The sequence below is a fragment of the Profundibacter sp. genome (assembly GCF_056498605.1).
This window is the reverse complement of the sequence record NZ_JBSMEZ010000163.1, coordinates 20,947-42,184: the sequence shown is the minus strand read 5'-3', so window position 1 is coordinate 42,184 and position 21,238 is coordinate 20,947. Positions and strand designations below refer to the sequence as shown.

Genomic DNA, 21,238 nt, shown 5'->3' with positions numbered 1-21,238 from the left:
TTCTGTTCTAGCTTCGGTTTGAACCCTCAAACCGGACCGGAACGCGATGGAAAATTTGCACGTCGATCTGCTGTATCTGGATATGAACAGCTATTTTGCCAGCGTCGAGCAGCAGGTGGATGCGAGCCTGCGCGGGCGTCCCGTCGGGGTGGTGACGACCCTGCACGAGGGGGCGTGCTGTATCGCGGCCAGTTACGAGGCCAAGGCGCTGGGCATTCGCACCGGCACCCGCATGGTCGAGGCGCGTCAGTTGTGTCCCGATATTACGGTTCGGGCGGCGCGCCACGATCTCTATGTCGACTATCACCACCGGATCAAAGCGGCGGTCGAAACTGTGCTGCCAATCGAGGGTGTGCATTCGGTCGACGAAGTTTCCTGCCGTCTGACGGGGGCGGATCGCGGGCTGGAACGCGCGATGGATTTGGCGCAGCAGATGCGGGCGCAGATTTACAGCCGCGCGGGGGTGGCGCTGCGGTGTTCCATTGGGCTGGGCAGCAGCCGGTTGCTGGCGAAAATAGCTGGCGAGTTGGAAAAACCCGAGGGGTTGCAGTGGTTGCTGCCCACAGTGATGCCCGACAAGATTGCGCATCTTGGGCTGACCGATCTGCCGGGGATCAGTCGGGGCGTGGAAAAACGGCTGTTGGCGGCGGGGATCGAAACCGTGCAGGCGCTTTACGCGCTGGACCCGCGCCATGCACGGCGGATTTGGCGCAGTGTGCAAGGCGAACGGTTTATTCGTGCGCTTCAGGGCGAGGATATCCCCGATCCGGTGACGCGGCCCCACTCGTTGGGGCACGGGCAGGTTTTATCGCCGGAGAACCGCACGCTGGAGGGCGCGCGTCTGGTGGCGCGGCGGTTGTTGATCAAAGCAGCCACGCGGCTGCGGCGCGGGCGGTATTTTGCGACCTACCTACATGTGTCGGTGAAATGCCGCGAACGGGGGCGCCTGTCGTACGGGGCGCGGATCAACGCGACGCAGGACACGTTTCAATTACTGAGCCATTACCGCGGGTTCTGGGCGCGGCTGGCCCCTGTGCGCCCCGCATCGGTTGCGGTGATGCTGGGCGGGCTGCAATCGGGCCACAACCACACAGCGGATTTGTTCGAGGCGCGCCGTGGGCCGGGGGAGTTGACCGCGCGGGAACGTCTGTGTCTGGTGGTGGACGGGTTGAACCAGCGTTATGGTTCGGACACGGTGATGTATGGCGAGCGCCCCGTGAACATGACCCCCTACACGGGTGCGAAAATCGCGTTCGGGCGGGTGCCGGAGCGGGTGGAATTTCAGGATTAGCCGATTATTTCGGCGGCACACGCCGGTCGCGCATTTCCTGCTGGCGGGCGGGAAGTTTGTCGATCGAACGGGTCAATTCGCGCACATGCCACGGCAGTGGTTTACGCAACAAAACGGTGCCGTCCTTGCCGATCAGCACCAGCATAAACCCGCGTGGCCGTAGTTTTTCGCGCAACGGAGTTTTGGCGTCTGGGTCGGTATCCGTGATGACGACCACATCGCGCAGGCTTAATTCATTCGGTAATTCGGCCAGCAAATTCATTTGCTTCTTGAACCGCGGATCGGCGGGTGAGTCGGCAAAAACAACGACAGGGCGTGCAACCCATAAAAAATCATTCAAATTTGTATCAATTGTTGCTGTAATAGGTGCAGCGGCGGGCTCATCGGGCGCAGCAACCTCTTGCACTTGGGCAAGGGTCAAATTTGGAATAAGTACCGCAATAACAAAGGCAAAAAGCTGTTTCATCGGGTCTCCTGACCTGACTGATATAGGCATGATGTGGGGCGTTGCGAAGGGGCAAAATGTCTGCTTGCGAAAATATGTTGCTGTTAATCCTCTGATCATGGTGTCGGTCTAGTGTTGGGGCCTAAATACCATTTTCGGGCGGCATGGGCGGCCTTTTCAGGCGGAGTAGTACATTTCGTGGACGTTATCCTGCATTTGGGTGCCCACCGCACCGGCACAACGACCCTTCAAAACTATCTGGAGAATAACCGTGACAATCTGAATGATATCGGCACGGAATTCTGGGGCCCGAACCGGACACGGTCGGGCCTGTTCAGCGGTATGGTCAAGAACCCTGCAAATATTACCCATGAAGCGGTGTTGCGCGGGGAGCGCGCCTCTGGCCTGATCCGGATGGAGCTGTCACGGTTGGAGATTGCTGGCGTGAAATCACTGATTGTCAGCGAGGAAAACATGATCGGCGCGATGTGGGATAACCTGTCTGTCGGCAGGCTCTATCCTGATGCACGGGCGCGGCTGGACCGGTTTGCGGGGGCTTTCGGGTTTCGCTGCAAACGGGTGGCGATTTCGATCCGGTCTTACGACAAATACTGGGCGTCTGTTTATGCCTTTATGGTTGAACGGGGGCGAGCAATGCCGGAGATTCAGGATCTGGACCGGCTGGTGACGCAACCGCGCCGCTGGCGCGATGTTATCCGCGAAGTTGCATCGGTCTTTCCGGCGGCTGAACTGGTGGTTTGGCCGTTTGAAGGGATGATTGGTCTGGGGGATCACCAGTTGGCGGTGTTGAATGGAGGGGCGGTGCCGGACCGGATGCGCGGGCGGCGGGATTGGCATAATGCGTCTGTGGGCTGTGCGAAACTGCGACGGACGCTGGTTGATCGGGGCGACAGGACACATGCGGCGGCCTTGCCGGAAGGCAATACGCGGTGGCAACCTTTTGGCGACCACCACATTGCCGGTTTTCGGGCGCAATATGACGAAGATATCGAATGGCTGCGTGGCGGCGCTGACGGCATTGCGACCTATGTAGAAAATTTAGACAGCGGACCAGCAGGGATACATCTGCGGCCGGTGCAATCGGAAAGAGGACATCTCCATGACCAAGAAGCAAGCGGCGTGGGCTGAACGCGCAGCAAAAGAACGGCGCAGTCGGCCGCTGGACGATCTGACGTGGCAAACACCTGCGGGCATTGCCGTGCTGCCGGTTTGCGCCGATAGGGAAAGCCGCGCATTATTTTGCAAGTTTATTTCAGGGCACCATGCGCTGACTTTAATGGCGGAGCAATGAGCGCGTGGACGTTACGTTACACCTAGGAGCCCACCGCACCGGCACAACAACTCTCCAAAAGTATCTGGAAGAGAACCGTGATAATCTGGCAGAAATCGGCACCGAGTTCTGGGGGCCAAAGCAGACGCGCGCGGGACTATTTACCGGTCTTGAAAAAAGACCGGACACGTTGACAAATGCAGAGATACTTGATGGAAAACGCTCTTGCGATCTGATCAGGATGAAGTTGGATCGGCTTGAGATGGGCGGGGCCAAATCCCTGATCGTTAGCGAAGAAAACATGATCGGCACAATGTGGGGCAATCTGTCAAATTGTCAGCTATACGCGGAAGCGCAAGGGCGATTACAGCAATTTGCCGATGGGTTCGGGGGGCATTGCACACGGGTGGCGATATCAGTCCGGTCATATGAAGAATACTGGGTGTCTGTGCTTACCTCTTTGATTGAAAGGGGCCGCATAATACCGAACAAACGAGAAATGGATCGTTTGGTAACACAGCCGCGTCGTTGGCGTGATGTCATTACTGAAATTGCTGGCGTATTTCCGTCTGCCGAACTGCTGGTTTGGCCGTTTGAAGCAATGACTGGTCGAGTGAATGACCAACTGGCATTGTTAACTGGTGGACTTGTACCGAAACAGATGCGCGGGCAAAATAAATGGCATAATGCCTCGGCAGGGTGCGCTAAGCTGCGACAGGTGTTGAAGGATGGCGGCCATACCGCCCTTGCCGCAGAAATTCCGGATGGCACACAGCGCTGGCAACCGTATGAAACGCATCAAATAGCCGCGTTTCAAGCCCAGTATGACGAAGATATCGTATGGCTGCGCAGCGGCGCTGATGGGATTGCAAGATATGAAGATAATTCGGGATGAGGATAAGCAGGGACAAACCTGTGGCCACTGACAGCACAAAGAGGACAGACCAATGACCAAGAACAAAGAAACATGGGCCAAGCGCGCCGAAAAAGAACTGCGCGGACGCACGTTGGATGATCTGACGTGGCAAACGCCCGAAGGGATTGAAGTGCAGCCGGTTTACATTGCAGATGACGCCGAAGGGCTGGACCATATGGGCTCGATGCCCGGCGAGGTACCGTTCACTCGTGGCCCACGTAGCACCATGTATACGGGGCGCCCGTGGACCATTCGCCAATACGCCGGATTTTCCACCGCCGAGGAAAGCAACGCCTTTTATCGCCGCGCGCTGGCGGCGGGCCAGCAGGGGGTTTCAGTGGCTTTTGATCTGGCGACGCATCGTGGTTACGATAGTGATCATGAAAGGGTGGTTGGTGATGTCGGCAAAGCCGGTGTTGCGATTGATTCCGTCGAGGATATGAAAATCCTGTTCGACGGCATTCCACTGGGCGAGGTTTCGGTATCGATGACGATGAACGGTGCAGTTATTCCCGTGCTGGCCAGTTTCATCGTGGCGGGTGAAGAACAAGGTGTGGATCGTGCGGCCCTGTCGGGCACGATCCAGAATGATGTTCTAAAAGAATTCATGGTGCGCAACACCTATATCTATCCGCCTGAGCCCTCGATGCGGATTGTCAGCGATATTATCGAATTCACTTCGGCCGAGATGCCGAAATTCAACTCGATTTCGATTTCGGGCTATCACATGCAAGAGGCGGGCGCGAACCTAGTGCAGGAACTGGCCTTCACGCTGGCCGACGGGCGCGAATATGTGCGTGCGGCGCTGGCGCGGGGTATGGATGTGGATGCCTTTGCCGGGCGATTGTCGTTCTTTTTCGCCATCGGTATGAATTTTTTTATGGAGGCCGCAAAACTTCGGGCCGCACGGTTCCTGTGGCATAAAATCATGTCGGAGTTTAACCCGAAAAGCGAGAAATCCATGATGCTACGCACCCATTGCCAGACATCAGGCGTGTCGTTGCAGGAACAAGATCCCTACAATAACATTGTGCGCACCGCTTACGAGGCGATGTCGGCGGTGTTGGGCGGCACCCAATCGCTGCACACCAACGCCTTTGACGAGGCCATCGCCCTGCCGACCGATTTTTCGGCCCGCATCGCGCGCAACACCCAGCTGATTTTGCAAAATGAAACCGGTGTAACCAACGTGATCGACCCGCTGGCGGGATCCTATTACGTTGAAAAACTGACTGCGGATTTAGCGGATGCGGCGTGGAAGATTATCGAAGAAGTCGACGCGATGGGCGGCATGACCAAGGCGGTGGCGTCGGGCATGCCGAAATTGCGGATCGAGGAGGCAGCGGCGCGGCGTCAAGCGGCGGTGGATCGCGGCGATGATGTGATCGTTGGTGTGAACAAGTTCCGGCTGGAGGTCGAGGATGAAATCGACATTCTGGATGTGGACAATGTGGCGGTGCGTGAAAATCAGGTGGCGCGACTTGCCGATATTCGGGCCAAGCGTGATCAGGTGGCCTGTGATACGGCACTTGTGGAACTGGAAGAGGCGGCGGCTTCGGGCAAGGGCAACCTGTTGGAAATCGCGATTGACGCGGCACGGGCGCGCGCAACGGTAGGAGAGATAAGCATGGCGATGGAGAAAACATTCGGGCGGCATCGCGCCGAGGTGAAGACATTGGCGGGCGTCTATGGCGCGGCGTATGAAGGGGATGAGGGGTTTGCAGCCATCCAGAAATCGGTCGAGGATTTTGCGCAGGACGAGGGCCGTCGCCCACGTATGCTGGTGGTGAAAATGGGTCAGGACGGCCATGATCGCGGGGCTAAGGTGATTGCCACGGCATTCGCGGATATCGGGTTTGACGTGGATGTCGGCCCGTTGTTCCAGACACCACAAGAGGCGGCACAGGATGCGGTGGATAACGATGTGCATGTGGTCGGAATTTCGTCGCAAGCGGCAGGGCATAAGACACTGGCACCCAAGCTGGTCGAGGCGCTGAAGGCGGCGGGTGCGGAAGATATTATCGTGATTTGCGGCGGAGTTATTCCGCAGCAGGATTATGAATTTCTGTATAAGGCCGGGGTGAAGGCGATATTCGGGCCGGGAACGAATATTCCCGAAGCAGCGCAGGATATTTTGCGGATTATACGTGAGGCGAAGGCATAGGAATAAGAGATTCTATGCGCTCCGCGCGGGAGGTATTTAAGGCAAGAAGAAGGGGTAAGGGCTGTGTTTGAACTTGATCATTTGGCGGTTTCTGCGAGCACTTTGATAGACGGCGTGGCGGTGATTGAAGAGACGCTGGGCGTGTCTTTGGCAGGTGGTGGCGAGCATGCGTTGATGGGCACGCAGAACCGGTTGCTGGGTTTGGGGGGCGTGTATCTGGAGGTGATTGCGATCAACCCCGATGCGGCGGGTCCGGATCATCCGCGCTGGTTTGACTTGGACAATTTCAACGGTGAACCACGGTTGACCAACTGGATATGCCGCACCGATGATCTGGAGGGTGCAATCGGTGCCAGCCCTGACGGCGTGGGGGTGCCTGTTGCCTTGAGCCGTGCAGATTTGCGCTGGCGGATGGCGGTTCCTGCGGACGGAAAATTGCCATTTGGCAATGCCTATCCGGCATTGATCCAGTGGGAAGGGCTGGCGCATCCGGTGGCGCGTTTGCCTGACGTGGGGTGTAGGTTGCGCTCGTTCGAGATAACCCATCCCGAGGCGGCAGCATTGAACGCGACCATAGCGGGGAATTTAAGCGACGCGCGGGTTGTCATTTCGCGAGGGGATGCGGTGGCCTATCGGGCCGAGATTGAAACGCCGCACGGCATTCGGGTGTTGGGGTGACCCCCTGTGACAATAACAATTGAATACGTGACCTGACAGTCGGTAAAATACCCGTTAATGTGGCCGCATGTCTTTGTGGAGTCGAATTGCTGATGCGTTGTCGGCCCTTGCCAGCGGTGAGGGGCTGAGTGAGGTGTTTGAACGCCTGCGCACCCCGCCCGAGCAAACCGCCGGTTTTACCATTGCGGTGATTGCGCTGGGGGCAAAGATGGCCAAGGCCGACGGGTTGGTGACGCGCGACGAGGTCACGGCATTCCGCGAGGTGTTCACCATCCCCCCCGAAGAAGAGGCGAATGCGGCGCGTATTTTCAATATGGCGCGCACAGATGTGGCCGGTTTCGAGGAATACGCCCACCGGATTGTGGCGATGTTTGGCACGCGGCGCGCGGCCTTGTTCGACCTGATGGAGGGGCTATTCTTTATCGCTGTTGCAGATGGCGAGTATCATCCGAAAGAGGATGATTTTCTGGATCGGGTGCGGCGGATTTTTGGACTGGAGGAGCGCGAGTTTCGCATAATGCGGGCACAATTTGTCACCGATGCGATGCCTGACCCATACGACGTGCTAGGGGTTGCGCCGGATGCGTCTCTGGAAGAAATCCGCACGGTATATCGTACGTTGGTGCGTGAAACCCATCCGGACAGGATGGCCGCCAGGGGGGTTCCGCAAGAAGCGGTAAAGCTGGCCGAGGGACGATTGATGGCGATCAATAATGCCTGGGACGAGATCCAGAAAGCGGCGGCGTGATGCGGATTGCCACCTATAATGTTGAATGGTTTGACGGCCTGTTTGATCAGGACGGGGCACTGTTGATGGATGGTGGCTGGTCACGGCGCTACAATGTAACGCGGATGCAGCAGCTAGAGGCATTGGCCAAGGTGTTCGCGGCGATGGATGCCGATGCGGTGATGGTGATCGAGGCACCTGACAGCAGCCGCAAGCGCAACGGCACAAAGGCGCTTGAGGCATTTGCCGCACGGTTCGGGCTGCGCACCAGCAAGGCGCTGATGGGGTTTGCTAATACTACGCAACAGGAAATATCGCTGATGTATGATCCCGATGTGATCACGGCACGTCATGATCCAATCGGCGATATGACCGGCAAGAAAGGCTCGCCCGATGCGCCGCGTTTTGACGGAGTGTTTCGCCGCGATCTGGATGTGGATGCAGCACCCGAATTGATCACCTTTTCCAAACCGCCGCTAGAGGTGGCGCTGCAAACCAAAGCGGGTGCATTGGTGCGGCTGATCGGAGTGCATATAAAATCCAAAGCTCCGCACGGAGCGCGTGGCAAAGTCGAAGAGATGCGCAAAGCGATCGAGAACCGGCGCAAGCAGATGGCGCAATGTATCTGGCTGCGTCAACGGGTCGAGACGCATTTGGCGGCAGGCGATTCTGTGATGGTTATGGGGGATTTCAATGATGGACCCGGGCTGGACGAATACGAAAAACTGTTCGGCCGTTCCAGCGTTGAAATCGTGCTGGGCGAGGAGGGGCAGGAGTGCCTGTTCGACCCGCATGCGCAAATGATCCTGAGCCGCAAACTGGGGGCAAAACCGGCCACCTCGCGGTTTTATATCAAGCATGAAAAACGGTATCTGTCCGTGCTTCTGGATTATATCATGGTGTCTCCGGATTTGCGCAAACTGGGGCCGGATTGGCGCATCTGGCACCCGTTTGAAGATCCAGAATGCTACGATATGCCGGAGTTGCGCGAAGCATTGCTGGCGGCGTCCGACCATTTTCCGGTGACGATTGATCTGGATATATAAGGTTATGTATTGGTCCGACCCTTATAGAATCGGCCAACATGCATTATAATAGGAATATGAAACATTTAGCAGCGATCACACTTGCCGCGTGTTTGGCCCTGTCACCCGCCACAGCGGGTAATGACGACAAAGGCGAAATGGGCGATGGCCTGAACCTTATGGAACAGGGCGCAAAAATACTTCTTCGCGGTCTGATGACCGAGATGGAGCCCGCATTCAAGGATTTGAAGGGGTTGGCCGAAGAGATGGCACCGGCATTGGTGGAATTGCAGGGAATGATTGGTGATTTCACCAATTACCATGCACCCGAGGTTCTGCCTAACGGCGATATTATTATCCGGCGTAAAACCCCGCTTGAGGTTGATCCACTGGAAGAGGGTGAGATCGAGCTTTAGGGGTATTTTCCGGCCCTTACTGGCCTGAAGCATCCGGTTTCAGGCTGATTATGATATTTTGGTCTTTTTGGTTCTGATTGAATCGTAGAATTACAAAATTCAACATTTCGGCACCATGCAAACTAAGACGCCCGTGATATTCTGTCGGCACATAGAATTTGATCATTTTCCCATCAAACATAAGCGTATAATAGGCCTTGCCTGACCAGTATGCCGGTTTTGAGCTGCCTGTGGGGTCGCCAAGCACGGGAGATGTTGGGCGGTGGTATTTTTCCTTAAGAAAGTGATCGAGGGTTATGTTTACCCTGCCATTGAAAAATGAAGCAATTTGTTCTTCATCTTCGTAATCTTTTGGGAATTCGCGGGTAAAGTCTTTGGCCCCCTTGTTCGAGCCGAATTTTTCTATTTTTCTGTCAAGAGTTTGGTCGAGATCGAAATCAATCTTCACGGCAATCCATCGGCCTTGGCGGAAAAAATAATGGGCGTATCTCCCATAGAGATACCTGTTGTTTTCATCACGAACCCCATAGTTCTCATAGGTATAATACTGGCTTTCTTCATACAGCTTAATGATGATATCTTCGGTGGCCGGAGTGTCAGATACATAGTTTTCGTAAGGAATAAGTTCGGGGTTCCCATCCAGCAAGAATGAGTAGTAGCCCTCGCGGGTAATAAGGTAGTCACCTATAGGGTCCACGCCACCTTTTTCAGCAATCGAAAGCAATACGTTTGCCTTGTGGTCCAGCAAGAAATTCTGATACCCTACCTTGCTGTCGGAAAATAATAATAGCGGGGCATTATTAGAGCCAACCAACACCTTGCCTTGAAATTTTGCCTGTCCGTAATCGTATATATTCCGGACTACAAAGTGGCTGTTCGACTGTAGGTCCAATAGCGGCTGGTAGTCGGGCGCAGATATTTCAGCAAGTTCGGCTCTGGATTTTTCCGCCTCGCGTATGGCCCATCTGTCTATCAGAAAGTCGCGCCCTGTCGTGAAGTCCAAAAATAGCAATGCAGCTATAGATACTATTATAAGAATGCGTTTCATCAATGGTTATCTTTGAAAATTTAAGGATGTGCAGTCTTCGCACGCCGACCGCTTAAGTCAAGTTATCAGTGCAGTTCCTTTATCTTAACCTGCGCCCCCAACGCGTTCGCGAGTGACATAAAACGTGCCTCGGCCACTTCGCCAAATAATCCGCGCGCTTTTTCATTCAAGCGCAACTCCAGCTCTTTCTTTTTGGGGAAGTACCGTAATTCCGCCATTTTGTCGGGTGCGTCAACCGTCAGCATTGCGCCAAACCGCATAGCTTTGCCCAACACTTCGGCGTCCTGAACGGCCTTGTCTTCCAGCAACTCGACCAGTGGTTCGAATTGTGTGCCTTCGCGTGAATTTTTATAGCGGTGCAGCAAAGCCAGCCCCAGAAACACCCGCTCGCGGTGGCGCAAGCCGCCTAGGTTGGCGCGGGTAGCGTTATCAAAACAGACTTCTGCGCGGTAATCGGGGTGGGCCCGCCATGTCACGTCGTGCAGCAGGCAGGCAGCCATAATCAGGCGCTTGCGGTCAGCGTTTGCCGATTTGAACAGTGGCATGATGAAATTATACAGCCCCTTGCCAAACCCCGGCCATCGCGCGTCTTTGCTCTCGGAAAAACGGCAAGCCTCGATCAGGGGGTCGCGGTTGCGTAATTTTTGCGGCATTTGTTCATACAGCATACCTTCGCGGATGCCGTAGCTGGATACAGCGATCTCACGCGGCTTGAATTTGCGCACCAGACGTTTCAGCACCTCGCAGGCGATCGGCACAAGGATCATCCGCGCTTGGGATGTGCCGGTTTGGGCGCGTAAATCGTCCAGATCATTCTCGCCGATCCATTTCACCGTTTGCATCACCGATTTGGGTGTCATCCGGTATTCGTGCAGCACAGACAGGGGGTAGCCGCGCCGCAGCATGTCGAGCCGCGCAATCGCCCGCCATGATCCGCCGACCAGAAACAGGCGTTTCTTTTCAACCGGAATCTGGCTGTGCAGATCGTCCAGAATGGTGCTGATATGCGTCTTCAGCCCTTTTTTGCCGCCCTTCACGTTGCTTAACTTCAGCGGTCCGAGCGGCGAGGTCAGGCGCCGTCCGACGCGCCCGTCGGCAACTTCGGCCAGTTCCATTGACGAGCCACCAATATCGCAGATCAGCCCGTTGGCGGTGGGCCAGCCCAGCAACACGCCCTGTGCCGATAGCCGCGCCTCTTCCTCGCCATCGATCACATAGATATCCAGACCGGTTTCGCGCAGAACTTCGGCGCAGAAATCCGCGCCATCCTCGGCCTCGCGCACGGCGGCGGTGGCAACGGCGGTCAGGGGCGGGATGCCCATGCCCTCGGCCAGCAGCTGGAACCGTTTTATTGCAGCCAAGGCGCGGGCGCGTCCCTTAGGGTTCAGCCGACCGGTTTCAGGCAGGCCAGCCCCCAGCGCACACATGATTTTTTCATTGTAGAAATAGGCGGGGCTGCGGGCGGCGCCGTCAAACACCACCAGCCGGACAGAGTTTGACCCGACATCGACCACGCCAACCCGTGACAACGCCCGTGACGAGGGGTCATCAAACAGCGGGCGGCCAAACGGGCCCCAGTCTTCGTTATTTCCGTCCACGTGAATATCCCCCGTAAGTTGCACCTATTTTGCATTGCGCGAGGGGCACGCGTCAATCTTTGGTGTGGGTTAATTCCGGCACATCGGCGGCACCGGCCTTGCCACGGCCCGAAAGTGACGGGTTTTCCATAAAGAAACGGTGGCAATTGAACGGATGTGCATCGGTTGCGGTTATTGGGCGCAGGTAGCGGCCATCGGGAGCCAATACCCAGCTTTGTGCCTCATCAGCCAGGTTTGCCGCCATGATTTGCCCCATGATCTGGGCTTTGACGGTAGCGTTGGTGGCCTCGACCAGTGTTTCCACCCGCCGGTTCAGATTGCGGCCCATCCAGTCAGCCGATGAAAAGTAAACCTTGGCCTTTTTGGCGGGCAACCCATAACCGTTGCCAAAACACACAATGCGGGAATGCTCCAGAAACCTCCCGACGATGGATTTAACACGGATGTTTTCAGACAGACCTTTGATGCCGGGGCGCAGGCCACAGATGCCACGAATAACGAGGCTAATTTTCACGCCAGCCTGCGAGGCGTCGTAAAGCGCGTCGATCACCGATGGATCGACCAGCGAATTCATCTTGGCCCAGATTTCGGCGGGTTTGCCTGCTCGAGCGAACTCTGCCTCGTTATTGATCCGCTCAATCAGGGTAGATTTCAGGTTTAGCGGCGCGATTGCAAGGTTTTCCAGCCCCTCGGGGTGGGCGTATCCTGACAGGTAGTTGAATACTTTGGTTGCGTCACGGCCCAAGGCCTCGTTGCAGGTAAATAGCGACAGATCAGTGTAGATGCGGGCAGTGATCGGGTGGTAGTTTCCAGTGCCAAAGTGGGTGTAGGTCACCAGTTTATCACCTTCACGCCGCACCACGATGCTGATTTTGGCGTGGGTTTTATAATTGATGAACCCGTACACCACATGCGCACCAGCGCGTTCCAGACGGCGGGACTGGCGGATGTTGGCGGCCTCATCAAATCGCGCCTTTAGCTCGACCAATGCGGTGACCGATTTGCCCGCTTCGGCGGCTTCGCACAGGGCGGCCACGATGGGGGAATCGCGCGAGGTGCGATAAAATGTCTGTTTTATCGCCACCACATCGGGATCGCGCGCGGCCTGTTCCAGAAACCGCACCACGGTATCGAATGTCTCGTAAGGGTGGTGCAGCAGCATGTCCTTTTGCCGGATCGCGGCGAACATATCACCCTCGTGGTCGCGCACACGTTCGGGCACCCGCGGGGTGAAACTGGGCCACAGCAGGTCAGGGCGGCTGTCCAGCACCAGTTCCGACAGATCAGTCAGGCCCAACATTCCGTCAATCTCGACCACCTCGTCCTCTTCAACATGTAGCTCACGAATAATCAGACGGCGCAGGCCTGTCGGTGCGTCAGCGGATATTTTCAGGCGCACAACGTCACCACGGCGGCGCCGTTTCAACGCCACCTCGAACTCACGTACAAGGTCTTCGGCCTCGTCCTCGACCTCAAGATCGCTGTTGCGCAGCACCCGGAACGTGCAGCTGCCTTTGGTGGCATAGCCCGGGAATAGGGCGTCCAGATGTAGCAGCAGTAGCTCTTCCAATGGCAGGAACCGTTGCGTATTACTATCGCATGGCAGGGCAACAAACCGATCAATCTGGTGCGGGATCGGCAGCAGGGCTTGCAGCGGGCGCTTGTTGGCAAGGCTCTCGAGTTTCAGCGCTAGCGAGAAGCCTTCGTTGGGGATGAACGGGAACGGGTGGGCCGGATCAATCGCCAGTGGGGACAGGACCGGAAACACTTGGGTTAGAAAGAATTGCTCGGCGAATTCTTTATCTGTGTCACTTAGGTTTTGGGCATCCAGCAGGGTGATGTTTTCGTAAGCCATTTCGCCATGCAGCGTATCCCAGACGCGTTGTTGCGCTTGCAGCAGATCACGCGCATCGGTGTTGATCAGCAGTAGTTGCTGTGCGGCGGTCAGCCCGTCGGCGGCAGGCGTGGTATTGCCCGCATCCGCCAGCTCTTGCAGGCCCGCGACCCGTACGGTGAAAAATTCGTCCAGATTGGTGGCGGAAATTGACAGGAACCGCAGGCGTTCCAGCAGCGGCACGCGCGGATTTTCGGCCTCTTCCAGTACACGCCAATTAAAGGCCAGCCATGACAGCTCGCGGTTAAAAAAGCGTTTTGGGCCATCCCAGTCCTCATCGGGCAGGTCGTTGGCCGCGTCAAACGGGGCTTTTAGGAAATCGGCGTGGGTCATGGTGCAACCGGTGGTTTTGGGAATGATAAGGGGGACTTATGCCGTATTTCAGCGGGCATTGTCCAGCACTTGTGCGGCCAAATTCGGGGTGATGGCCCCCCCTTTGGCCAGAGCCGCCTTATCCAGTGCAGCAACCAGTGTTCCGGCGGCATCGAATGAGCGATCCATGCGTTTCAGCAGATAGGCAATCAGTTTCGGGGTCACGTCGATTTGGCGGTCCGTGAAAAGCTTAATCAGGACGGCGCTGAGCAGGGCGTCATCTGGGGGCGACAGGGTAGTGATTGTGGTTGCCGCCATCCGGCTTTGCAGATCGGGCAGGGTCAGCGCCCAGTGGTTTGGCGCGGCATCACCGGTGGCCAGCAGCGGTGTGCCGTTTGTCTGCGCCAGATTGTGCAGATGGAACAGGGCCTTTTGGGCAGGCATGTCGGTGGCGATATTCTGCACGTCCTCGACCGCGACGGGGTGCTCTGAAAGGGCAGGGATGTCAGTTGTAACAAGGTCACGGGCAAGGATCACCGTGGCGCCGGTATCCGTGGCCCAAACCTGTGTCAGGTGGGTTTTTCCCGCACCCTTTGGTCCGATCAGGGCTAGCTTGTTACTGGGCCAGCCCGGCCAGTTTTCAAGCACCTTGACCGTCAGCGCATTGGCGGGGGAAATAAAGAAATCCTCGCGCCCCAGTGCCGTTTTAACGGGCAAATCAAACGTCATTTGCTGTGCCATTGACTAGTCTTCTTTAGGTGCTGTGTCGGTTTCGTCGATGGTTCCCGCAACGCCCTGATACAAGCGCCCTTCTTGATATTGGCCAATGCCAAACCGGATCAACACCCCGATGATCGCCGCAACAGGTACCGCCACCAACATGCCGACAAACCCGAACAGCGTGCCAAACACCGACAGTGCGAACATCAACCAGACGGGGTGCAATCCAACGCTGTTGCCGACCAGTTTGGGGGTGATCACATTTCCCTCGAGAGCCTGTCCAAGTATGAAAACGCCAGCGACCAGACCCAGCGACACCCAGTCACCCCAGAACTGGAACAACCCCAGCCCGATGGCCAGCGCCCCGCCGATTAATGCGCCAACATAGGGGATGAAGGTGATCAACCCTGCAAACGCGCCGACCAGTAGGCCAAACTGCAAGCCAACCAGCATGAGGCCAACCGCGTAATAGGCCCCCATCGTCAGGCAAACTGTGCCTTGGCCGCGGATGAACGAGGACAGTGTTTGATCAACTTCTCGCGCGATCTGGCGGATTGCAGGCGCATGATCCCGCGGCAGGTAGCTGTCAATTCTGGCGACCATATTATCCCAGTCCAGCAACATATAAAATGCCACCACCGGCACGATCACCATCAGGATAACAATGTTCAGCAGGCTCATGGCCGATGACAGAACGGTGTTGACCAATTCGCCGCCTTTGGACTGGATCGATTCACCCAGACTGTCCAGCGATTGGCGCAGGGTTGAATTGGCATCCATCAGGGCCGGAAACCGTTCGGTCAGGAAATTCTTTAGCTTGGCAAATATTTCAGGCGCGGAATTGACCAGTGAAATGATTTGCTCAACCAGTGTTGGGATAATCAGCAGTGCCATCAGCACAAAGATCACCAAACCAAATAGGGTAATAATCACTGTGGCCCATACCCGCGAAACTCCGACCGCTTCGAGCCGGTCCGCGATCGGATCAAGGAAATAGGCAATCGCGCCGCCTAGAACGAATGGTAGGATTACATCGCCCAGATACCACAACACCACCAAAAACACCGCCGTTGCGATGCCCCAGTATTTTGTTTGCTCTGATGCGGGTAGGCCCATGATTGCTCCTGTCACTCTTTACACTTCTTGGCCCATGGAGGGCTATGTTGCAAGTGGGCAGGGACGCGGCTGGGTTCAAGGGTTCTTGTCTGGCGCGGCAGGATCGCCTAGACGGGGCTGCGAATACTGTCTTTTTTCACAAAGGTTTCACCCAGATGCGTCTTAGCCGTTATTTCCTGCCCGTTCTAAAAGAAAATCCTGCCGAGGCGAAAATCGTTTCGCACCGCTATATGTTGCGGGCCGGTATGATCAAACAGGCCAGCGCGGGGATTTACTCGTGGTTGCCGATGGGTCTGAAGGTTTTGCGCAAGATTGAGCGCATCGTGAATGAGGAACAGGCCCGAGCTGGCCACATCCCGATCCTGATGCCGACAATCCAGTCGGCAGACCTGTGGCGCGAAAGCGGGCGCTACGATGATTACGGCGCTGAAATGCTGCGGATTTCGGACCGCCACGGGCGCGATATGCTGTATGGTCCGACAAACGAGGAACAGGTCACTGACATGTTTCGCGCCCATGTGAACAGCTACAAAGACCTGCCGCTGACCCTGTATCAAATCCAGTGGAAATTCCGCGACGAGGTGCGCCCACGGTTCGGCGTGATGCGCGGGCGCGAGTTTTTGATGAAGGATGGTTATAACTTTGATATTGATTATGACGCCGCGATCCACGCCTATAACCGCCATATGGTCAGCTATTTGCGCACCTATGAGCGTATGGGGCTGCAAGCCATTCCGATGCGGGCAGACAGTGGCCCGATTGGCGGCGAAGATACGCATGAGTTTCTGGTGTTGGCCGATACGGGCGAAAGCGAAGTGTTTTACGACAGTGCCATTCTGGAGATGAAATTCGGCGACCGCGAGGTGGATTTCGACAATGTCGAGGAATGCACGCAAATCGCCAAGGACTGGACCACGCCATACGCCCGCACAGACGAGACCCACGACGCGGCGCTGTTCGATGCGATCCCTGAAGAGCGACGCAAAACCAGCCGTGGCATCGAGGTTGGACAGATTTTCTACTTTGGCACCAAATACTCCGAAAGCATGGGCGCGACTGTGGTGACTGACAGCGGTGAACGGGTGCCGGTGCATATGGGCAGCCACGGCATTGGTGTATCCCGCCTTATTGGTGCGATTATCGAGGCATCACATGATGACAAAGGTATCATCTGGCCCGAAGGGGTGACACCGTTCCATTGCGGCATCATCAACCTGCGCCAAGGCGACGAGGCGGCGGATGCGGCCTGCGAGGGGCTGTATAAGGCGCTGACTGCAGCAGGGCTTGAGCCGCTATATGATGACCGGAATGAACGGGCTGGCGGGAAATTTGCGACGATGGACCTGATCGGTCTACCGTGGCGCATCACGGTTGGTCCGCGGGGCCTCAAAAACGGTGTGGTGGAACTGACCAGCCGTAAAACCGGCGAAAGCGTTGAAATGACGCCCGAGGATGCGGTGGCCAAGGTGGTGGAGATTTACGCGCAGCTGTAAACGGAATTTTTGAAAAATTCCGGCTCGTTTTCTTTCAAAGAAAACGGATCATTGCCCATCCTCTAGCGCGGTAATGATCCGGTCGCGCAGATCTTGTGGCTGGGCCTCAACAGCAGCCATCACCCGTCGCAATTCGCCGCGCACGCCGTGCAACTGGTCAATCAGCGACAGCACCACCCCCAAAGCATCACCCTCCAGATCGAACTGTTCCGAAAGATCGCAAATCAGTTCAATTCGCGCCAGATCAGCGGCGTCATAGACGGGGCCAGCCTCGGATTGGGTCGGGCTTAGGAATTCGTGCTTTACATAGGTTGTCAAACGCGAACGGGTCAGGCGGGTGACGGTGGTGATGGTTTCTTGCTCGGAATAATAACGACTCATATCGACATCCCTTCGCGTGGATCATAGGCGTGGTCCTTGCGCCAGCCCTGCATGAATTCTTCGAGTTCAGCATCAACCGTCTGCGGCATCTTGATTTGCAACTCGACCCTTTGATCGCCGGTTTTCGCCCCCCGTTTCACCCCTTTGCCACGCAGGCGCAGGGTTTGGCCGCTGTTGGCGCCTTTGGGGATGGTCAGGTTGACCGACCCGTGGATGGTGGGGGTGGCGACCTTGCCGCCCAGAATAGCCTCGTCAATGGTGATGGGTAGGGTGACCAGAATGTCGTCACCGTCACGGGTAAATACTTTGTGGGGTGTCACGTTGATGGTGACATAGGCGTCGCCGCGCGCACCCTTGCCGTACCCTTCGCCGCCTTTGCCGCGCAGACGGATGGTTTGGCCATCCGCTGTGCCTTCGGGGATTTTCACCTCGAGATTGTCACCAGAGGGCAGGGTGATACGTTTCTTGCCGCCCTTCACCGCGGCCAAAAAGTCGACTTCGAGCATATAGCGCGCATCCGCGCCACGGGCATCAAAGCCAGCGCCATGTGCGGATTGTGCCTGTCGTTGACGCAGAATGTCGGCGAACATATCCGACATATCGCCAAAATCCTCATACCCGTGCGAGGATTGATAGCTGTGGCCAGGTTGTTCAGCATATTCACGATAGAATTTGCGTTCGGGTTGTTGTTCGGCCCCTGACGCATCAATTTCGCCAGCGTCAAAACGGCGGCGCATTTCGGAGTCTTTCAACAAATCATAGGCGCCCGAGGCAGCCTTGAATTTTGCTTCGGCTTGGTTGTCCCCCGGGTTCAGGTCCGGATGGCTATCGCGTGCGATTTTGCGATAGGCCTTTTTGATCTCGGCGTCGGTGGCTGACTTTTTTAGTCCGAGCGCTTTATAAGGGTCATTGCTCATTGGCATATGCTCCGGTGATTATGCTTTGATACTGATATAATCATACAAGATGCATATTAAAGGTATAGTCGTAGCGCCATTTTAGACCCATAAAACGATTAAAGCGCGCATTGCAGTAACGCGCGCATTAATAAATTTCTGATCGTCTGGATTATCTGGTTGTGGCCCAGACTATACGTCAGGCCAATCCGCTTATTATCCTTGAACCATAGGCTTACAGCCACGAGGGCGACCTGGCAGCCCCATTGCTTGTGGATTTACAATCAAGTGCCACGTCGGGGCATACCCAGGCGCCTGTGCGCGAGAGTAGGAGCAACCATTTGACAATGTTTGCCATTGGCCAGTGCTGTCACCTGATTTGGTGCTGAACTGGATTTGCGTTTGAGCAGAATTGCTGTTTGGCAGTTCGCCCGCATTGGCCATTTGTGTTAGGCCCGCAGTGAATACGATAGCCGAGATCAGTGTCAGTGCCTTTTTAGTATTATCTAGTTTCATGATGTTTCCCCCATGAGAAATGAGCGCCTTGCAAAGCGCAATGTGGCAGTTGATGACATATTGTTATTTTTGAAATGTGGACAGACTGTGGCGCTGGCGTGAAATTATTATGCGGGATACGGGGGGCGTTAATTCAATTAAATGTTGTGACCCGGTCTAAATGCAGCCGCCAATCGCCGATTGCAGGATGATGAATTGGCATCCGGCCCTTGGGCTGGTATCGCTTCCTTGACCAAATCAACGGATACAGTCAAAATCCGGCATATAAAAACACGGTAGATAAATCGAGGAGCAGACCAGTGGCAGGCCAGACAGCCCCTTTTGCACGCTTTGAATGGATGATCGCGTGGCGATACCTTCGCGCCAAACGCGCCGAAGGTGGCGTCAGCATCATGACATGGATTTCGCTGGTCGGCATCACGCTGGCCGTGGCGGCGCTGATCATCACGCTGGCGGTTCGGGCGGGGTTTCGCGCTGAATTTGTCGATACCATTCTGGGCGCCAATGCCCATGTGACGGTCTATAATTCGATCACGGCGAACGATGCGGGCCAGACCAGTCGCGTGATGGAGGGCTATGAGGAAAAAGCCGAAGCAATCCGCGCCATTGCTGGTGTTACCCGCGTTGCTCCGCTGATCAAGGGGCAGGTGATGGCCAACAACCGTGCCGCCAATACTGGCGCGCAGGTGTTCGGTATATCGCTGGCCGATCTGAAAACCATTCCCCGCATTGCGTCGGGAGAAAACGCGCGGGGCGATATTGATCGCTTCAACGAAGGTGTGGCGATTGGCAAGGGTATTGCCAACTCGCTTGGCCTTGGCATTGGCGATAAAATCAAACTGATTTCCCCCAATGGCACCAAAACCGCCTTCGGTGTTAGCCCGCGGGTGAATGTTTACGAGGTGGTCTATATTTTTTCCGTCGGGCGTTATGACATCGATGGCATCCGGATCTACATGCCATTTGTCGAGGCGCAGAGCTTTTTCAACCGCGAGGGCGTGGCGGATGAGCTGGAAGTCATGGTCAAGGAGCCGGAGAAGGTCGACGACCTGACGCTGGATTTTCTGCGGGCAGGCGGCGACCGCGCCATCCTGTGGACATGGCGCGATGCGTCGGGGTCGTTCCTGCGGGCGCTAACGGTCGAGGATAACGTGATGTTCGTGCTGATGACGGTGCTGGTTCTGATTGCATCAATGAACATCATTTCCGGTCTGGTGATGCTGGTGAAAAACAAGGGTCGCGACATCGGAATTTTGCGCACGATGGGCCTGTCTGAAGGGTCAGTCCTGCGGGTATTCTTTATCTGCGGCGCGATGACGGGGCTGATCGGCACGATCTTCGGGGTGATCCTCGGCTGCCTGTTCGCGCTCTACTTTGATCCGATCCTTGCGTTCGTCAGCGGGGCATCGGGGGGCGAGGTATGGGATGCCTCGGTGCGCGGCATCTATAAACTGCCCGCCAAATTGCAACTGAACGATGTGCTGTCGGCGATTGGTCTGTCGCTGGGCCTGTCCTTCATCGTGACCATCTTTCCAGCCCGCCGCGCGGCGCGGATGAACCCTGTCGAGGCGCTGCGGTATGAGTAAACCAATGTTGGAACTGCACGGGATCAGCAAATCCTATAACCATGGTAGACCCAATGAAATCAATGTGCTGCGCGGTGCCGACCTGATGCTATCAGCGGGAGAGGTTGTGGCGCTGGTCGCCCCTTCGGGGGCAGGAAAATCAACCCTGCTGCATATCGCCGGATTGCTGGACACAGCCGATAGCGGCACGGTGCTGATCAACGGGGTCGATATGACTGGCCAATCGGATCGCAAACGCACCAACGTGCGGCGCAACGGGGTTGGGTTTATTTATCAGTTCCACCACCTGTTGCCTGAATTTTCGGCGCTGGAAAACATCGTTCTGCCGCAACTGGCCAACGGGGTGCCGCAAGCGGTGGCCGAGGCCCGCGCCTTGGAACTACTGGATAATGTCGGCGTTGCGGAGCGCGCAGACCACCGCCCCGCGGCCCTGTCTGGTGGTGAGCAACAGCGGGTGGCCTTTTGCCGTGCGCTGGCGAATGAACCAAAAGTGCTGCTGGCGGACGAGCCAACAGGCAACCTTGACCCCGCGACCTCGGATCAGGTGTTCGCTGCCCTGATGGCGCTGGCGCGCGACACGGGGCTGTCGGCGCTGATAGCAACGCACAACATGGAACTGGCGGGCAAAATGGACCGCGTGGTGCGGTTGGAGAACGGCGCGCTGGTGCGGGGCTGACCTGCACAGGGTTAAAACGCAAATTGCTTTAGATCATATCGCGTTGATC

The 21,238-nt window shown here is 56.3% G+C and carries 21 protein-coding genes; 12 read left to right on the top strand and 9 right to left on the bottom strand.

Translation table 11 applies throughout. The features are described from left to right. Positions 1-46 precede the first annotated feature (46 nt). A complete protein-coding gene (locus ACWB12_RS16515) occupies positions 47-1,291 on the top strand; it encodes a Y-family DNA polymerase (RefSeq protein WP_479531197.1) in 1,245 nt (414 codons plus the stop codon). Between the two features lie 4 nt (positions 1,292-1,295). Here ACWB12_RS16515 and ACWB12_RS16510 read toward each other — a convergent pair whose 3' ends face one another. After that, positions 1,296-1,757: a DUF4174 domain-containing protein gene (locus ACWB12_RS16510; protein ID WP_479531196.1), complete on the bottom strand. Its 462-nt coding sequence runs from the start codon at positions 1,755-1,757 to the stop codon at positions 1,296-1,298. A gap of 177 nt (positions 1,758-1,934) precedes the next feature. Between ACWB12_RS16510 and ACWB12_RS16505 the strand changes: the two genes are divergently transcribed. The 8 genes from ACWB12_RS16505 to ACWB12_RS16470 all read left to right on the top strand — a co-directional run bounded on the left by ACWB12_RS16505 (position 1,935) and on the right by ACWB12_RS16470 (position 8,953). Beyond that, positions 1,935-2,885, top strand: a complete 951-nt coding sequence (locus tag ACWB12_RS16505) for a hypothetical protein (RefSeq protein ID WP_479531195.1) — start codon at positions 1,935-1,937, stop codon at positions 2,883-2,885. Continuing rightward, positions 2,857-3,048 carry a hypothetical protein gene (locus ACWB12_RS16500; protein ID WP_479531194.1) on the top strand — a complete coding sequence of 64 codons (192 nt, stop codon included), beginning with the start codon at positions 2,857-2,859 and terminating at the stop codon, positions 3,046-3,048. The genes ACWB12_RS16505 and ACWB12_RS16500 overlap by 29 nt, the downstream gene beginning before the upstream one ends. 4 nt (positions 3,049-3,052) lie before the next feature. After that, positions 3,053-3,922, top strand: coding sequence for a hypothetical protein (locus tag ACWB12_RS16495; protein WP_479531193.1), 870 nt, complete (start codon positions 3,053-3,055; stop codon positions 3,920-3,922). 52 nt (positions 3,923-3,974) lie between these two features. Further along, complete coding sequence (scpA, locus tag ACWB12_RS16490) at positions 3,975-6,107, top strand: methylmalonyl-CoA mutase (protein WP_479531192.1); 2,133 nt, start codon at positions 3,975-3,977, stop codon at positions 6,105-6,107. A 63-nt stretch (positions 6,108-6,170) separates the two neighbouring features. Then, positions 6,171-6,785, top strand: a complete 615-nt coding sequence (locus tag ACWB12_RS16485; RefSeq protein WP_479531191.1) for a VOC family protein — start codon at positions 6,171-6,173, stop codon at positions 6,783-6,785. 67 nt (positions 6,786-6,852) lie between these two features. Next, the gene (locus ACWB12_RS16480; RefSeq protein ID WP_479531190.1) at positions 6,853-7,533 is read left to right on the top strand and encodes a TerB family tellurite resistance protein; all 681 of its coding nucleotides are present in this window, start codon (positions 6,853-6,855) and stop codon (positions 7,531-7,533) included. Then, positions 7,533-8,558, top strand: coding sequence for an endonuclease/exonuclease/phosphatase family protein (locus ACWB12_RS16475; protein WP_479531189.1), 1,026 nt, complete (start codon positions 7,533-7,535; stop codon positions 8,556-8,558). The genes ACWB12_RS16480 and ACWB12_RS16475 overlap by 1 nt, the downstream gene beginning before the upstream one ends. 56 nt (positions 8,559-8,614) lie before the next feature. Next, positions 8,615-8,953, top strand: a complete 339-nt coding sequence (locus ACWB12_RS16470) for a hypothetical protein (RefSeq protein WP_479531188.1) — start codon at positions 8,615-8,617, stop codon at positions 8,951-8,953. A 16-nt stretch (positions 8,954-8,969) separates the two neighbouring features. Here ACWB12_RS16470 and ACWB12_RS16465 read toward each other — a convergent pair whose 3' ends face one another. From ACWB12_RS16465 to ACWB12_RS16445, 5 genes are all read right to left on the bottom strand, one after another. Continuing rightward, positions 8,970-10,001: a hypothetical protein gene (locus ACWB12_RS16465; RefSeq protein WP_479531187.1), complete on the bottom strand. Its 1,032-nt coding sequence runs from the start codon at positions 9,999-10,001 to the stop codon at positions 8,970-8,972. A 65-nt stretch (positions 10,002-10,066) separates the two neighbouring features. Beyond that, the gene (locus ACWB12_RS16460; RefSeq protein WP_479531186.1) at positions 10,067-11,599 is read right to left on the bottom strand and encodes a Ppx/GppA family phosphatase; all 1,533 of its coding nucleotides are present in this window, start codon (positions 11,597-11,599) and stop codon (positions 10,067-10,069) included. Between the two features lie 52 nt (positions 11,600-11,651). After that, on the bottom strand, positions 11,652-13,826 hold the full coding sequence (locus ACWB12_RS16455) for an RNA degradosome polyphosphate kinase (RefSeq protein ID WP_479531185.1): 2,175 nt from the start codon (positions 13,824-13,826) through the stop codon (positions 11,652-11,654). A gap of 48 nt (positions 13,827-13,874) precedes the next feature. Beyond that, positions 13,875-14,546, bottom strand: a complete 672-nt coding sequence (locus ACWB12_RS16450) for a P-loop NTPase family protein (protein ID WP_479531184.1) — start codon at positions 14,544-14,546, stop codon at positions 13,875-13,877. A gap of 3 nt (positions 14,547-14,549) precedes the next feature. Then, on the bottom strand, positions 14,550-15,641 hold the full coding sequence (locus ACWB12_RS16445) for an AI-2E family transporter (protein ID WP_479531183.1): 1,092 nt from the start codon (positions 15,639-15,641) through the stop codon (positions 14,550-14,552). A gap of 155 nt (positions 15,642-15,796) precedes the next feature. On the opposite strand from ACWB12_RS16445, the gene proS reads away from it, so the two are divergent. Continuing rightward, positions 15,797-17,134, top strand: a complete 1,338-nt coding sequence (gene proS, locus ACWB12_RS16440; RefSeq protein ID WP_479531207.1) for a proline--tRNA ligase — start codon at positions 15,797-15,799, stop codon at positions 17,132-17,134. A gap of 48 nt (positions 17,135-17,182) precedes the next feature. Here proS and ACWB12_RS16435 read toward each other — a convergent pair whose 3' ends face one another. The 3 genes from ACWB12_RS16435 to ACWB12_RS16425 form a co-directional block, all read right to left on the bottom strand. After that, entirely contained in the window at positions 17,183-17,515 is a 333-nt protein-coding gene (locus ACWB12_RS16435; protein WP_479531182.1) for a hypothetical protein, read from the bottom strand. Continuing rightward, positions 17,512-18,432, bottom strand: a complete 921-nt coding sequence (locus ACWB12_RS16430) for a DnaJ C-terminal domain-containing protein (protein ID WP_479531181.1) — start codon at positions 18,430-18,432, stop codon at positions 17,512-17,514. Before ACWB12_RS16430 ends, ACWB12_RS16435 begins: the two co-directional genes overlap by 4 nt. A 195-nt stretch (positions 18,433-18,627) precedes the next feature. After that, positions 18,628-18,927, bottom strand: a complete 300-nt coding sequence (locus ACWB12_RS16425) for a hypothetical protein (protein ID WP_479531180.1) — start codon at positions 18,925-18,927, stop codon at positions 18,628-18,630. Between the two features lie 338 nt (positions 18,928-19,265). On the opposite strand from ACWB12_RS16425, the gene ACWB12_RS16420 reads away from it, so the two are divergent. Continuing rightward, on the top strand, positions 19,266-20,513 hold the full coding sequence (locus ACWB12_RS16420) for a lipoprotein-releasing ABC transporter permease subunit (protein WP_479531206.1): 1,248 nt from the start codon (positions 19,266-19,268) through the stop codon (positions 20,511-20,513). Further along, positions 20,506-21,189 (top strand): ABC transporter ATP-binding protein, encoded by a 684-nt coding sequence (locus ACWB12_RS16415; protein WP_479531179.1) that lies wholly within the window; start codon positions 20,506-20,508, stop codon positions 21,187-21,189. The genes ACWB12_RS16420 and ACWB12_RS16415 overlap by 8 nt, the downstream gene beginning before the upstream one ends. The last annotated feature ends 49 nt before the right edge of the window (positions 21,190-21,238 follow it).